A 15,107-nucleotide genomic window follows, 5' to 3' on the forward strand; every position below is an offset into this window, starting at 1 on the left:
GGCCGGAGCGGCCACAATGGGGGCGTGAGTAACTCCACCCTGCCCACGCTGCCCGCATCCGACCGCCCGGAGGTCGCCGCCCGGCTCCGGGACGCCCTGCTCGGCGCCTCCTTCACCGCCGACGGACTGCTCGACCTTCTCGGCGCCCCCGCGTACGCGGCGCTGGCCCGCAGCGAGACCGTGCCGGCCCTCCGCGCGACCCGGGGCGACACCCCGCTGGAGACCCTGGTCCGCCTGTTCCTGCTCCAGCAGCCCGTGCCGCACGCGCGCGTGCGGGACGTTCTGCCCGTCGACGCGTGCGTGGAGAGCGGCTGGCTGACGTCCGTGGGCGGCGACGAGGTCGCCGCGACCGTGGACGTACGGCCCTACGGCGGCCCCGGCGGCGAGGACTGGTTCATCGTGTCCGACCTCGGATGCGCGGTCGGCGGGGCCGGCGGGATCGGCAGCCGCGACGAAGGCGTCGTCCTCGGGGTGGGCGGCGCGTCCACGACCCTCGCGGGCATCACCGTACGGACGCCGGTGGCCACCGCGCTCGACCTCGGCACCGGTTCCGGCATCCAGGCCCTGCACGCGGCACAGCACGCCACGCGCGTGACGGCCACCGACGTCAACCCGCGCGCCCTGCACATCACCGCGCTCACCCTGGCGCTCTCCGGCGCCCCGGCGGCCGACCTCCGTGAGGGCTCCCTCTTCGACCCGGTCCGCGACGACGAGACGTACGACCTGATCGTCTCGAACCCGCCCTTCGTGATCTCGCCCGGCGCCCGACTGACCTACCGCGACGGCGGGATGGGCGGGGACGATCTGTGCCGGTCGCTCGTTCAGCAGGCGGGGGACCGACTGCGCGAGGGCGGATTCGCGCAGTTCCTCGCCAACTGGCAGCACGTGGAGGGGGAGGACTGGCAGGACCGGCTCAGGTCGTGGGTGCCGCGCGGCTGCGACGCGTGGATCGTGCAGCGCGAGGTCCAGGACATCACGCAGTACGCCGAGTTGTGGCTCAGGGACGCCGGCGACCACCGGGGCGACCCGGCCGCGTACGAGGCGCTCTACGACGCGTGGCTCGACGAGTTCGAGGCGCGCAAGGTCAAGGGCGTCGGCTTCGGCTGGATCACGCTGCGCAGGACGGATTCCGACGCACCCTCGATCACCGTCGAGGAGTGGCCGCACCCGGTCGAGCAGCCGCTCGGCGACACCGTGCGCGCGCACTTCGACCGCGTCGACCATCTGCGCGCCCACGACGACGCGGCCCTGCTCGCCGCTCACTTCAGGCTCGCCGCCGAGGTCATCCAGGAACAGGTCGGCCTGCCCGGCGCGGAGGACCCCGAGCACGTCGTGCTGCGCCAGCACCGCGGGATGCGCCGGGCGACCAAGGTCGACACGGTCGGCGCGGGCTTCGCCGGCGTCTGCGACGGCAGCCTGAGCGCGGGCCGCATCCTGGACGCGATCGCCCAACTCGTGGGCGAGGACCCGGTCCTGCTCCGCGACCGGACGCCCGCGCAGATCCGGCTGCTGGTGGAACAGGGGTTCCTGGAGCCCGTCGACTGAGCCTGTCGACCGACCGCCCGCGTCGGCCGGTTCGCCGGTTGCGCCGCCTCGCGTCCCGCCGGGTTTCCCGCCTCGCGCCGCGCCCGCACCTGTCACGCCTGAGGCCTGTCCGCACCACTGGGCCGCCTGTGTCGCCGCCCGGCGGGATCGGTGGGATTGGTACGGAAAGGCCCTCTTGTCAGTGGCGGGTGCGAGGCTACCTTCGGAGACAGGTTCCACGCGTCCTCGGGGGAGGCGCGCCGTCTCGGGGGAGGCGTGATGGCCGGGGATACGCCGGAGCAGGGTGAAGGCAGGATCGTCAACGGACGCTACCGACTGCTGCGCACGCTCGGCGCGGGCGGGATGGGCCGCGTATGGCTCGCGTACGACGAGGAGTTGGCCTGCGAGGTCGCCATCAAGGAGATCTCGCTGCCGGACGTCCCGAGGGACGCGAGCGAGCCCGCGCACCGCATCGCGCGGGCCCGCAGCGAGGCCCGGCACGCCGCCCGGCTGCGCGGCCACCCGCATGTGGCGACCGTGCACGACGTGGTGATCCACGAGGGTCTGCCGTGGATCGTCATGGAGTACGTCCCCGACGGCGTCGACCTCCAGGCGGTCCTCCGGCGCTCCGGCCCGCTGCCGCCCGCACAGGTCGCCCGCATCGGCCTCGCCGTCCTCGACGCGCTCACCGCCGGACACCGCATCGGCATCCTGCACCGGGATGTGAAACCGGCCAACATCCTTCTGGCGCCGAACGCTTCGGGCGATCCCTACGCGCGCGTGCTGCTCACCGACTACGGCATCGCGCTCCAGCCCGAGTCCCGCGAACCCCGGCTCACCGCCACCGCCGGCATCCTCGGCACGCCCGGCTACCTCGCCCCCGAGCGGGCCCGCGGCGAGCCGCCCACTCCGGCCGCCGACCTGTTCTCCCTGGGCGCCACGCTGTACGCCGCCGTCGAGGGCCGCGGCCCCTTCGACCGCCACGGCGACTACGCGACCCTCACGGCCCTGCTCGGCGAGGAGCCCACGCCCGCCGTCCGCGCGGGCGAACTGGCGCCCGTGCTCCAGGGGTTGCTGGTCAAGGACCCGGTGCTGAGGTCGACACCGGAGACGGCGGCACACGGACTGGAGCGGGTCGCGCTGTCGGCCGGTCCGATCCCGGGGCACACGCCGGTGCCGGAGGGCTTCGGCCCGGCACCGGTCGGCTGGTCCACCCCCGAACGGCCGCCGGGCAACGCCGACTTCGGGCCTGCGGGCAGCAGCGACTTCGGGCCGCCGGGCCACGTCCCCGCCGGACCTCAGGGTCACGTCCCTGGCGGACCCCAGGGCCAGATCCAGGGCGGACATCCGGGTCAAGTCCAGGGCGGGCCGCCCGGATACGCCGTGGGCGGCGGTCCCTACGACTCCTGGACACCGGGAGGCGGTGGCCCCGGGGCCACCCAGCAGAGCCCCGCGCCGTACGGCGACCGGCCCGCAGCCGCCTTCGGGGGCTTCACGCCCGCTGGCCGGCCCACTCCGGGCACCCCGAACACCCCGGGCGTCCCCCAGACCCCGGGCGCGCCGCCCACCCCCAACACCCCCAACACGCCGAACACTCCGGGCGGCCCCGCGTCGCCGTACGCCCCGCAGGGGCAGGCCGGTTCGGGCGGGGCGTACGGGCAGTGGAATCCGTACGCGAACAGCCCCACGATGTCCTACCAGGGGGCCTATCCGGGTGCCCGACAGGAGCCCTACCAGGGCGGCGCGGTGCCGCCGCCGTACGGGGGCAGTCAGGGGCCGATGTATCCGGGCGGCCCGGGGCACGCGGCGGGTCCGCCGGGCGGTGGGCCGCGACGGCGGAAACCGGTCGCGGCGGTCGTCGCCCTCGTGGTGGCCGTCGCGCTGGTGGTCGCCGGCGGGGTGTGGGCGGTGACCACGCTGACCGGCGGCAAGGACACCGCGGCGACGAAGAAGGCATCCCCGTCGGTGTCGGCGTCGCCGACCGGCTCCGAGTATCCGTACGGCCAGGAGGTCGGTCTCAAGAAGGCGCTGCAGACCGGCGATTGCGTGCACGCGGTGTGGACCGGGACGGCGTTCCGGTCGCGGCCCAACCTCGGGGTGGTGAGCTGCGCGCACGACGTTCCGGACGGCCAGGTGATGGCGGTCGACACGGCGAGCGACTTCGCCGACGCCCGCGACCACGGGGCCGAGCGCTGCGCGGGCAAGGCGAAGGCGGCGGCCGACTCCCTCGCCGACGCGGACGTCTACGCCCTCACGCCGACACAGGCGGGCTTCGGGGCGGCCGGGGGCGGTACGGCGTGTCTCGTACTCGGCCGTCATGTGCCGATAGGCGGCGAGATAGGGCGCTTCCGCGACACCGGGGCGAACGTGTGGACCACCGAGATGAGCGTCGGCGACTGCTGGCTGTACGTCGACCACAAGACGTACTTCACCGCGACCCTGACCGACTGCGCCGACGAGCACACCGACCAGGTGATCGGTTTCGTGACGGCCCCGAAGACGATGGCGTTCGAGGAGGCGCTGCAGCAGGGGAACAAGCTGTGCGGCAACAAGTTCGAGTCGACTTGGGCGCCCGGAAGCGACCGGTCCGTCTACGGATATCTGTCCGACGAGAACAACTGGAAGGCCGGATTCAACTCGGTCGTATGCACGGTGGGCCAGGCGGACCACTCCAGGACGACCGGGGCGATATCGTCCTCCGGCACGGCCGCCTGAGGGCTGTGCACCGGGAATTCACCGGGGGTTGGCCCGCCCGTCGCCCACGGCTGCCAGCCTCCCGGACCGGGGTATCCGGGTCGGGAGGGGACACACATGGAGAGTGGGCCGGCGATCTTCGCGGGGTTGGTGTTCGCCCTGTTCGGAGGTGCGCTGCTGCTGTGGACCGTGGTGAGGGTGCGGCACCGCGAACCCGTGGCCCAAGGTGTGAACCCGGTCGCATCGGCGACCCTCGCGGGCGTCGTCGCGCTCGCCGCGCTCCTCCTCGGAACCTGGTGCTTCCTGCACGTCTGAGCACCGCGGCCGGGCCGGCGCACGGGTAACCGGGGGATCACCCTCCGGATGGCCCCGAAAAGGCCGGTGGGGACTCCGGGCGGCAGGAATGGCGGTAGTCGGGTTACCGTTCGAGTGGCCGTTGCGGGCTTTTCCCGTTTGACACGGGGGCGGGATGTACCGTCACACTCCGCAGCGTCACCATGACCCGACCCTGGGGCAAGCGGCCCCGCTTGCCCCAGGGGAGGCCCCAGCGTCGACCGGAGAGAAGAGCGAAGTTGTCCCCGACCAGCGAGACCGCACACGGCGGCCGCCGACTCGTCATCGTCGAGTCCCCTGCCAAGGCGAAGACGATCAAGGGCTACCTCGGCCCCGGATATGTCGTCGAGGCGAGCGTCGGGCACATCCGCGACCTTCCCAACGGCGCCGCGGAGGTGCCCGAGAAGTACACCGGCGAGGTGCGCCGCCTCGGTGTGGACGTCGACCACGACTTCGCGCCGATCTATGTGGTCAACGCCGACAAGCGGGCCCAGGTCAAGAAGCTCAAGGACCTCCTCAAGGACTCCGACGAACTCTTCCTCGCCACCGATGAGGACCGCGAGGGCGAGGCCATCGCGTGGCACCTCCTCGAAGTCCTGAAGCCCAAGGTCCCGGTCAAGCGCATGGTGTTCCACGAGATCACCAAGGACGCGATCCGCGCCGCCGTCGCCAACCCGCGCGACCTCAACCAGCCCCTGGTCGACGCCCAGGAGACCCGCCGCATCCTCGACCGCCTCTACGGCTACGAGGTCTCGCCGGTCCTGTGGAAGAAGGTCATGCCGCGGCTGTCGGCCGGCCGGGTCCAGTCCGTCGCCACCCGGCTCGTGGTGGAGCGGGAGCGCGAGCGCATCGCGTTCCGTTCCGCCGAGTACTGGGACCTGACCGGCACCTTCGGGACCGGCCGGGCAGGTGACGCGAGCGACCCGTCGTCCCTCGTCGCCCGCCTCCAGGCCGTCGACGGCAAGCGGGTCGCCCAGGGCCGCGACTTCGACTCCCTGGGGCAGATCAAGAGCGCGAACACCCTCCACCTGGACGAGGACAACGCCCGCGCGCTGGCCGCCGCCCTGGAGCACACCGAATTCGCCGTCCGGTCCGTCGAGTCGAAGCCGTATCGACGCTCGCCGTACGCCCCGTTCCGTACGACGACCCTCCAGCAGGAGGCCAGCCGCAAGCTCGGCTTCGGCGCGAAGGCCACCATGCAGGTCGCGCAGAAGCTGTACGAGAACGGCTACATCACCTATATGCGTACGGACTCCACGACCCTGAGCGAGACGGCCGTCAGCGCCGCCCGCGCCCAGGTGACGCAGCTGTACGGCGCCGACTACCTACCGGCGCAGCCGCGTGTGTACGCCGGGAAGGTCAAGAACGCCCAGGAGGCGCACGAGGCGATCCGCCCGTCGGGTGATCGTTTCCGCACCCCGGCCGAGACCGGCCTGACCGGCGACCAGTTCAGGCTCTACGAGCTGATCTGGAAGCGGACCGTCGCCTCCCAGATGAAGGACGCGGTCGGCAACTCCGTCACCGTGAAGATCGCGGGCACCTCCTCCGACGGCCGGGACGCCGAGTTCAGCGCCTCCGGCAAGACGATCACCTTCCACGGCTTCCTGAAGGCCTACGTCGAGGGCGCCGACGACCCGAACGCCGAGTTGGACGACCGCGAGCGCCGCCTGCCCCAGGTCGCCGAGGGCGACGCGCTCAGCGCCGAGGAGATCACGGTCGACGGGCACGCCACCAAGCCCCCGGCCCGCTACACCGAGGCCAGCCTCGTCAAGGAGCTCGAAGAGCGGGAGATCGGCCGCCCGTCGACGTACGCGTCGATCATCGGCACGATCCTCGACCGCGGCTACGTCTTCAAGAAGGGCACCGCCCTGGTGCCGTCCTTCCTGTCCTTCGCCGTGGTCAACCTCCTGGAGAAGCACTTCGGGCGGCTCGTCGACTACAGCTTCACCGCCAAGATGGAGGACGACCTCGACCGCATCGCCAGCGGCGAGGCCCAGGCCGTGCCGTGGCTGCGGCGCTTCTACTTCGGCGAGGGTGACGCGCGCGGCGCCGCCGAGGCCGGCAACGGCGACGGCGACCACCTGGGCGGCCTCAAGGAGCTCGTCACCGACCTGGGCGCGATCGACGCCCGCGAGGTGTCGTCCTTCCCGGTCGGCAACGACATCATGCTGCGCGTCGGCCGCTACGGCCCCTACGTGGAGCGCGGCGAGAAGGACTCCGAGAACCACCAGCGTGCCGACGTCCCCGAGGACCTGGCCCCGGACGAGCTGAGCGTCGAGCACGCCGAGGAACTGCTCGCCAAGCCGAGCGGCGACTTCGAGCTGGGCGCCGACCCCGAGTCGGGCCACCAGATCATCGCCCGCGACGGCCGCTACGGCCCGTACGTCACCGAGGTGCTCCCCGAGGGCACCCCGAAGACCGGCAAGAACGCCGTCAAGCCGCGTACGGCCTCGCTGTTCAAGTCGATGACCCTCGACACGGTGACGCTCGCCGACGCCCTCAAGCTGATGTCGCTGCCGCGTGTCGTCGGCAAGGACGCCGAGGGCGTGGAGATCACCGCGCAGAACGGGCGCTACGGGCCGTACCTCAAGAAGGGCACGGACTCCCGCTCACTGCAGACCGAGGACCAGCTCTTCACGATCACCCTCGAAGAGGCGCTGGAGATCTACTCCCAGCCCAAGCAGCGCGGCCGGGCCGCCGCCAAGCCGCCGCTGAAGGAACTGGGCACCGACCCGGTCAGCGAGAAGCCCGTCGTCGTCAAGGACGGCCGCTTCGGGCCGTACGTCACCGACGGCGAGACCAACGCGACCCTCCGCTCCGGCGACAGCGTCGAGGAGATCACCCCGGAGCGCGGCTACGAGCTGCTCGCCGAGAAGCGGGCCAAGTCGCCCGCCAAGAAGACGGCGAAGAAGGCCCCGGCGAAGAAGACGGCGGCCAAGAAGGCGCCCGCCAAGAAGACGACGACGGCCAAGAAGACCGTCGCCAAGAAGACGACCACGGCCGCGAAGAAGACCACCACGGCCGCCAAGACGGCGACGGCCAAGAAGACGGCCACCTCCAAGGTGGCGTCCGAGGACTGACGAGCCGTTGCCCGAGCCCTTGAGGCGCGCACGCTTCCTGCACCGCAAGGTCTCGAAACGAATGCCCCGGCATCACTTTGGTGTCGGGGTGTGCGCAGGTCCGGGCGGGCGCGGCTCGATGTCGGTGGCTGCCGATAGGCTGAAAGCATGACGCCAGCCGAGCAGCCAACGGCCCACCAGCCGGCCCCCGACGACGCCCTTGTCGCGGACTCCCGCGAGCGTGCCGTCCGCGCCCTGCTGCGCCGGCCGCAGCTCAAGCGGTTGTGGAGCGCGCAGTTGGTGACGGGTGTCGGTGACACCCTCGCCCTGTTGGTCCTGGTCGTGCTCGCCCTCCAATCCGCGATCGCCCAGGGCTCGTTCGGCGGTGGCTATCGAGGTGTGGCGTTCGCGGTGGCGGCCGTCTTCGGGGCGCGCATCCTGGCGACACTGCTCTTCGGGGCGGTGCTGCTCGGCCCGCTCACCTCGCTCACCGCGCAGGACGGCCCCCTCGACCGGCGCTGGACCATGGTCGGCGCGGACGGTCTGCGGGCCGCGCTGCTGATCGTCGCCCCCCTGTGGATCGACTGGACTCCGGACAACGCGCTGGCCCTGCTCCTGGTGACCGCCTTCGTCGTCGGAGTCGCCGAGCGCTTCTGGACGGTGTGCCGTGAGAGCGCGGCCCCCGCCCTGCTGCCGGCCCCGCCGCCGGAGGGCGCCACGGTCCGGCCCCTGCCCGACCACATGGACGCCCTACGACGGCTGTCGCTGCGCACGAGCTTCGTGTCGATCCCCCTCGCCGCCGCCGCCCTCGTCGTGGCCGCGCTGCTCAACAACCTGCTGGGCACGGGCGTCGCCTGGTTCGCCCAGCACCAGGCCGCCCTCGGTTCGTACGTCGCCGCCGGACTGTTCGCCGCGTCCCTCTCCGTGCTGACCGCCCTGGAACTGCCCGGAATCCGCACCCCGCGCGCGCGGTCCCCGCTCGAAGGACTGCGCCGCCCCAGGACGGGCACCGGTGTCGACAAGGGCCGTACGGGCGCGATCGCGCTGCTCGTGGTCGCCTGCGCGGCCGTCGCCGGGGCGATCTCGGCCGCCGTCGCCGTGTCCGTGCTCCAGGCCAAGGACCTCCATGGCGGCCCGGTGACCTTCGGGCTGCTGGTGCTCGGGCTGACCGGCGGGGTCGTGGTCGGCATCCGTACGGCGCCCGCCCTGCTGCCCACGCTGTCCCGCCGCCGTCTGCTGACGCTCGCGATCGCTTTCACCGGCATCGCGCTGCTCGCCGCGGGCCTGGTCCCGGACCTCACCACCGTGCTGCTGATCGTCGCCCTGGCCGGCATCGGCGCGGGCGTGGCCGCCAACACCGGGCACACCCTCCTGGACCAGGAGGCCGAGGACTACCGCAGGGCCCGCACGACCGAGCACCTGCACGCGGTCGTACGGGTCTCCGTGGCGCTCGGCGCGCTGATCGCCCCCCTGGTGGCGGCGCTGATCGGCCCGCACCGCCTGGAGAACGGCAAGTTCGTGTTCGCGCACGGCGGTGCCGCGTTCACGCTGATGCTGGTCGGCGCACTGCTGCTGCCCGTCGCCGCCCTGGTGCTGGCCAAGGTCGACGACCGCTCCGGAGTACCCCTGCGGCACGACCTGCGGGACGCGCTGCTCGGCGGCGACGACCCCGACACCGTGCCCGCGACCAGCGGCTTCTTCATCGCCCTGGAGGGCGGCGACGGCGCCGGGAAGTCCACCCAGGCCGAGGCCCTCGCCGAGTGGATAAGGGGCAAGGGCCACGAGGTCGTACTGACCCGCGAGCCCGGAGCGACCCCGGTCGGCAAGCGGCTGCGGTCGATCCTGCTCGACGTGTCGTCGGCGGGACTGTCCCACCGCGCGGAGGCCCTGCTCTACGCCGCCGACCGCGCGGAGCACGTCGACACCGTCGTACGGCCCGCCCTGGAGCGCGGCGCGGTCGTCATCACCGACCGCTACATCGACTCGTCCGTCGCCTACCAGGGCGCCGGACGGGACCTCTCCCCGACGGAGATCGCCCGCATCAACCGGTGGGCGACCGACGGTCTCGTCCCGCACATGACCGTCCTGCTGGACGTCGACCCGGAGACCGCCCGCGAGCGGTTCACGGAGGCCCCCGACCGACTGGAGTCGGAGCCCGCCGAGTTCCACGCGCGCGTACGGTCCGGTTTCCTCACGCTGGCCGCCGCCGACCCCGGCCGCTACCTGGTGGTCGACGCCGGCCAGGAGCCCGAGGCCGTCACCACCGTGATCAGGCACCGCCTCGACACGGTCCTGCCGCTCTCCGAGGCCGAGATCAAGGCCCAGGAGGAGGCGCGCAAGGCCGCCGAGGAGGAGGCCCGCCGCAAGGCCGAGGAAGAGGCCGCCCGCAAGGCGGAGGAGGAGCGTCTGGAGCGCGAGCGCCAGGAGCGGCTCGCCCAGCTGCGCGCCGAGGAGGAGGAGCGCAAGCGGCGCGAGCTGGAGGAGGCACAGCGCCGCGAGGCCGAACGCCAGGCCGAGGAGGCCCGCCAGCGTGCCGAGGACGCCCGCAGGCGTGCCGAGGAGGAGAAGGCCCGCCTCCTCGCCGAGGAAGAGGCCCGCGCCGCCGAGGAGGCCCGCCGCAGGGCCGAGGCGGACCGGCTGCGCAAGCAGGCCGAGGAGGAGGCCCGGCTGCGCGCCGAGGCTGAGGAGCGGCGCCGCGAGAAGCAGCGCAAGGCCGAGGCGGCACTGCTCGCGGCCGAGGAGGCACGCCGGTTGGCTGCGGAGGCGGCGGCCGCCGCCGAGGTGGCCGCACGGCAGCCGACGGCTCCGGTGATCCCCGCCGCCCCGGAGGTCAGGTCCGAGGCGTCGACCGTGCAGACCCCCTTGGTGAAGCCGCCGGGGGCGGCGAGCGCGGGTACCGGTGGGCGGTCGGCGGACGACACGGCCGTGCTGCGGCCGGTGGCTTCCGGTTCCGGCTCTGATTCCGGTTCCCGGGACGAGACGGCCGTACTGCGGTCGGTGTCCGGGGACTCCGAGGCGCCCGACTCCGAGACGACGGCGGAGCTGCCGCAGCCGCCCGCTCCCGCGGGGGCCGCGGACGAGACGGCGGTCCTGCCGCCGGTGTCCGCCGCCGAGGAGACGGCCGTACTGCCGCCCGTTCCGTCCGGTGCGGCCGACGAGACGGCCGTGCTGCCGCCGGTCGGTGCCGCCGACGAGACCGCGGTGCTGCCGCCGGTGCGCGGGGAGAACCCGTCGGACCGGGTACCCGAAGGGTTCTTCCGCGACGAGCGTCCGGCCGGTCGGGCCGACCGGACCGAGGACCGCACCCGCGAACTGCCCCAGGTCGACGAACAGGGCACCCCGCGACGCCGGCCGCGCCCCGACTGGGCCGAGGAGACTCCGCTGGACGACCTGCCCTCACTGGCCGACGAACTGCTCGGCCCGCACGAGGCCGGCGACTTCGACCCGGACGACGACACGGGTCGCGGGCGGGGCCGCGGCCGGGGGCGCAGGGGCTGACGGCGACGGGGCGGGGGCTGACGGCGACGGGGTGGGGCCGGCTTCGTACTCCCGGCCCCCTGGCTCCCGTTGACTGCCTCCGGCTCCCGTTGTCAGTGGTGGCCCGCACAATGGATCGCGTAACCCGAAGCGTGACGAAAGGGTCGGTGACCCATGACCGTGTGGGATGACCTGGTGGGTCAGGAGAAGGTGAGCGAGCAGCTCGACGCCGCCGCTCGGGACGCCGACGCCTTCGTCACCGCGGCGACCACCGGCACGGCCCCGCCGGAGGCGTCGAAGATGACGCACGCCTGGCTGTTCACGGGCCCGCCCGGCGCGGGACGCAACCAGGCGGCGCGGGCCTTCGCCGCCGCGCTGCAGTGCGTGAGCCCCGACCGCGCGCTCGGCGGCAGCCCCGGCTGCGGCTTCTGCGACGGCTGCCATACGGCGCTGATCGGCACCCACGCCGACGTCACCACCGTCGCCGCCGTGGGCACCCAGATCCTCGCCGACGACATGCGGGACACGGTCCGCAAGTCGTTCACCTCACCGGCGACCGGCCGCTGGCAGATCATCCTCGTCGAGGACGCCGAGCGGCTGAACGAGAAGTCGGCCAACGCCGTCCTCAAGGCCGTGGAGGAACCCGCCCCCCGCACGGTCTGGCTCCTCTGCGCCCCCTCGATCGAGGACGTCCTCCCCACGATCCGCTCCCGCTGCCGCCACCTGAACCTGACGACGCCCTCCGTGGACGCCGTCGCCGACATGCTCGTACGCCGGGAGGGCATCGAACCGGCCGTGGCCGCGGCTGCCGCGCGCGCCACCCAGGGCCATGTCGACCGGGCCCGCCGCCTCGCCACGGACCCGGCCGCGCGCGAGCGCCGGGCCACCGTGCTGAAACTGCCGCTGCGCGTCGAGGACGTCGGAGGCTGCCTCAAGGCCGCCCAGGAGCTGGTCGACGCCGCCGCGGAGGACGCCAAGCAACTGGCCGAGGAGGTGGACGGCAAGGAGACCGAGGAGATGAAGGCGGCGATGGGCGGCGGCCAGGGCAGCCGGATGCCGCGGGGCACGGCGGGCGTGATGAAGGACCTGGAGGACAAGCAGAAGCGCCGGAGAACGCGTACGCAGCGCGACAGCCTCGACCTCGCGCTGACCGACCTGACCGCGTTCTACCGTGACGTCCTCGCCCTCCAGCTCGGCTCGCGGGTGGCGATCGCCAACATGGATGCCGAGGACGCCCTGGAGCGGCTGGCCCGCGCCGGTTCCCCGGAGTCCACGCTGCGCCGTATCGACGCGATCGGCGCGTGCAGAGAGGCGCTCGACCGGAATGTGGCGCCGCTGCTCGCGGTGGAGGCGATGACCTTGGCGCTCAGAGCGGGCTGATCCTTCGGGTGTTTCGGGCATGAGGTTGACGACGTAACTCGTCCGAGGCGGATTGTGCGCACAGAGCATTCAGTCGATTGCGCAACGTTACGATCGCCTGATGTACATCAGGCGCTCCCTCCGCCAACCCAGTCGGCCCGGTCGGGCCCGCCGAAGCCGTCGGACCGGCGGCACGCTGCTCGCCGTCACCGCGCTCCTCGTGTCCGCGTCTTCCGCGTGCTCCTCGGGGAGTTCGACCACAGCGGCGAGTCCGGCCGCGGCCGTGGTCCTGGCCGCGCTGCCGCAGTCGACACCGTCCACGCTCACGCGGTACTACGGGCAGAAGCTCAGCTGGCGCACCTGCGGGGTCCCCGGCTTCGAGTGCGCCACGATGAAGGCGCCGCTGGACTACGCCAAGCCCACCGCCGGGGACATCCGGCTCGCGGTCGCCCGCAAGAAGGCCACGGGCAAGGGCAAGCCGCTCGGTTCGCTGATGGTGAACCCGGGCGGGCCGGGCGGTTCGGCGGTCGGCTACCTCCAGCAGTACGCCGGGATCGGCTACCCGGCGTCGGTCCGCGCCCGCTACGACATGGTCGCGATGGACCCCCGGGGCGTCGCCCGCAGCGAGCCGGTCGAGTGCCTCGGCGGGCGGGCCATGGACACGTTCACGCAGACCGACACGACCCCCGACGACAAGCGGGAGACCACCCGACTCGTCGACGAGTACAAGAAGTTCGCGGAGGGCTGCGGCGCCCACTCGCCCGACGTGCTGCGCCATGTCTCCACGGTCGAGGCGGCCCGGGACATGGACGTCCTGCGGGCGGTACTGGGGGACCGGAAACTGACGTATGTGGGGGCGTCGTACGGCACGTTCCTCGGGGCGACGTACGCGGGGCTGTTCCCCGACCGGGTCGGCCGCGTGGTCCTGGACGGTGCGATGGACCCCTCCCTCCCCGCGCGCCGGATGAACCTCGACCAGACGGCGGGCTTCGAGACGGCGTTCCAGTCCTTCGCGAAGGACTGCGTACGGCAGCCGGACTGCCCGCTCGGCGGCAGGGGTACGACGCCGGATCGGGTCGGGACGAACCTGAAGGCGTTCTTCCGGAAACTCGACGCACATCCGATCCCCACCGGCGACGCGGACGGCCGCAAGCTCGGCGAGGCGCTCGCCACCACCGGCGTGATCGCGGCGATGTACGACGAGGCGGCCTGGCCGCAACTGCGCGAGGCGCTGACGTCGGCGATGAAGGAGAACGACGGCGCCGGCCTGCTGGTCCTCTCCGACAGCTACTACGAGCGCGACGCCGACGGCCGCTACTCGAACCTGATGTTCGCCAACGCCGCCGTGAACTGCCTAGACCTCCCGGCCGCCTTCTCCACCACCGACCAGGTCGAGAAGGCGCTCCCCTCCTTCGAGAAGGCGTCCCCCGTCTTCGGCGAGGGCCTCGCCTGGGCCTCCCTGAACTGCGCGTACTGGCCGGTCAGGGCGACGGGCGAACCCCACCGCATCGAGGCGAAGGGCGCCGCCCCGATCGTGGTCGTCGGCACGACCCGCGACCCGGCGACCCCGTACCGCTGGGCCCAGTCCCTGGCCCGCCAGCTCTCCTCCGCCCGCCTCCTCACCTACGTCGGCGACGGCCACACCGCGTACGGCCGCGGCAGCACGTGCATCGACTCCGCGATCGACACGTATCTGCTCCGCGGGACGGCGCCGACGAAGGGAAAGCGCTGCTCGTAGCGTCGGCGCGGCTGGGGGTGGGGGTGCGGCCCGGGGGTGTACGGAGCACCCCCGGAAACTGTGTAGACTTTCCGACGTTGCTGATCGCACCATGGTGCGGACAGCGCGCCGCCTTAGCTCAGATGGCCAGAGCAACGCACTCGTAATGCGTAGGTCTCGGGTTCGAATCCCGAAGGCGGCTCTGAGGGACCCCAGGACTCACTCGCCGTGACCTGGGGTTTCTTGTTTTCGTTGACCTTGGAATTCGGGCTAAACGGACGCGTGCGGTCTGTGCATCGTAATGCGTAGGTTCCAGGTTGACGGTCGGTGGCGATTCCGCCCTGCAAGGCTTTGAACTGGCCTTTTGTCGCCTGCTGTCGATCTGCCTCGCTTTGTTCGGAATGACGTGGTGGCCATTTGGTGGCCAAGCGTGGAGCCGCCATGCAAACGGGCTCCCGCTCGGCCGCGCAACTGGGGGCCGCAGGGGAACGGTTGTTGTGCCGACCCGACAATCAGGCGTTCCAACTGCCCCTCGTTTGGTTGCTGGCCCTGGCAGACCTTCTCGGCCTCTGCCGGCCCGCCTCCGGCGAAGTCGGGCCAGCGCCTGAATGGTTCGGCGACGACGGTGCCGACACTGACGCGATGTCCGAGATCCTGCTGGATGCTCAGGCGGATCAACCACCTTCTCGCCCGCCCCGATGGGACAGGTGCGGATGTCTTGGCGTGATTCGACGGAGACTGGTCTGGGCCGGGACTTGTCCGGCGAGACGTCAAGGCGGCAGCTCCTCGTTTGCCGTGAGGGCAGTGAGTGCGTCGCGCAGGCCGGCGCGGGCGGTGACGCCGAGTTTTGGGAACACGTTGTAGAGGTGTCCGCCGACCGTGCGGGCGGACAGGTGCAGCCGTTCGCCGATCGCCTTGTTCGTCAGGCCCGAGGCCGCGAGCGT

At 72.4% G+C, this 15,107-nt stretch carries 8 protein-coding genes and 1 tRNA gene; 8 read left to right on the plus strand and 1 reads right to left on the minus strand.

What is annotated here, in order from left to right; translation table 11 throughout:
* Positions 1–24 precede the first annotated feature (24 nt).
* The 8 genes from ACIBJH_RS46850 to ACIBJH_RS46885 all read left to right on the plus strand — a co-directional run bounded on the left by ACIBJH_RS46850 (position 25) and on the right by ACIBJH_RS46885 (position 14,365).
* Positions 25–1,545, plus strand: a complete 1,521-nt coding sequence (locus tag ACIBJH_RS46850) for a methyltransferase (RefSeq protein WP_399123152.1) — start codon at positions 25–27, stop codon at positions 1,543–1,545.
* A 258-nt stretch (positions 1,546–1,803) separates the two neighbouring features.
* Entirely contained in the window at positions 1,804–4,239 is a 2,436-nt protein-coding gene (locus ACIBJH_RS46855) for a protein kinase (protein WP_399123153.1), read from the plus strand.
* 96 nt (positions 4,240–4,335) lie between these two features.
* On the plus strand, positions 4,336–4,533 hold the full coding sequence (locus ACIBJH_RS46860; protein WP_399123155.1) for a hypothetical protein: 198 nt from the start codon (positions 4,336–4,338) through the stop codon (positions 4,531–4,533).
* A 257-nt stretch (positions 4,534–4,790) separates the two neighbouring features.
* Positions 4,791–7,631: a type I DNA topoisomerase gene (topA, locus tag ACIBJH_RS46865; protein WP_399123156.1), complete on the plus strand. Its 2,841-nt coding sequence runs from the start codon at positions 4,791–4,793 to the stop codon at positions 7,629–7,631.
* A 147-nt stretch (positions 7,632–7,778) separates the two neighbouring features.
* On the plus strand, positions 7,779–11,108 hold the full coding sequence (tmk, locus tag ACIBJH_RS46870) for a dTMP kinase (RefSeq protein WP_399123157.1): 3,330 nt from the start codon (positions 7,779–7,781) through the stop codon (positions 11,106–11,108).
* Positions 11,109–11,261: 153 nt separating this feature from the next.
* A complete protein-coding gene (locus tag ACIBJH_RS46875; RefSeq protein ID WP_399123158.1) occupies positions 11,262–12,467 on the plus strand; it encodes a DNA polymerase III subunit delta' in 1,206 nt (401 codons plus the stop codon).
* Positions 12,468–12,567: 100 nt separating this feature from the next.
* Positions 12,568–14,184 carry an alpha/beta hydrolase gene (locus ACIBJH_RS46880; protein ID WP_399123159.1) on the plus strand — a complete coding sequence of 539 codons (1,617 nt, stop codon included), beginning with the start codon at positions 12,568–12,570 and terminating at the stop codon, positions 14,182–14,184.
* Between the two features lie 107 nt (positions 14,185–14,291).
* Positions 14,292–14,365, plus strand: a tRNA-Thr gene (locus tag ACIBJH_RS46885).
* Between the two features lie 568 nt (positions 14,366–14,933).
* Here ACIBJH_RS46885 and ACIBJH_RS46890 read toward each other — a convergent pair.
* A partial coding sequence (locus ACIBJH_RS46890; protein WP_399123162.1) for a response regulator transcription factor occupies positions 14,934–15,107 on the minus strand: 174 nt, incomplete at its 5' end.

Source organism: Streptomyces sp. NPDC050548, from assembly GCF_044457385.1.
Lineage (GTDB): Bacteria > Actinomycetota > Actinomycetes > Streptomycetales > Streptomycetaceae > Streptomyces.

Coding starts and splice junctions, on each gene's coding strand:
- ACIBJH_RS46880 (WP_399123159.1), top strand. CDS start 12,568: ATGTACATCAGGCGCTCCCTCCGCCAACCCAGTCGGCCCGGTCGGGCC.
- ACIBJH_RS46855 (WP_399123153.1), top strand. CDS start 1,804: ATGGCCGGGGATACGCCGGAGCAGGGTGAAGGCAGGATCGTCAACGGA.
- ACIBJH_RS46860 (WP_399123155.1), top strand. CDS start 4,336: ATGGAGAGTGGGCCGGCGATCTTCGCGGGGTTGGTGTTCGCCCTGTTC.
- tmk (WP_399123157.1), top strand. CDS start 7,779: ATGACGCCAGCCGAGCAGCCAACGGCCCACCAGCCGGCCCCCGACGAC.
- ACIBJH_RS46875 (WP_399123158.1), top strand. CDS start 11,262: ATGACCGTGTGGGATGACCTGGTGGGTCAGGAGAAGGTGAGCGAGCAG.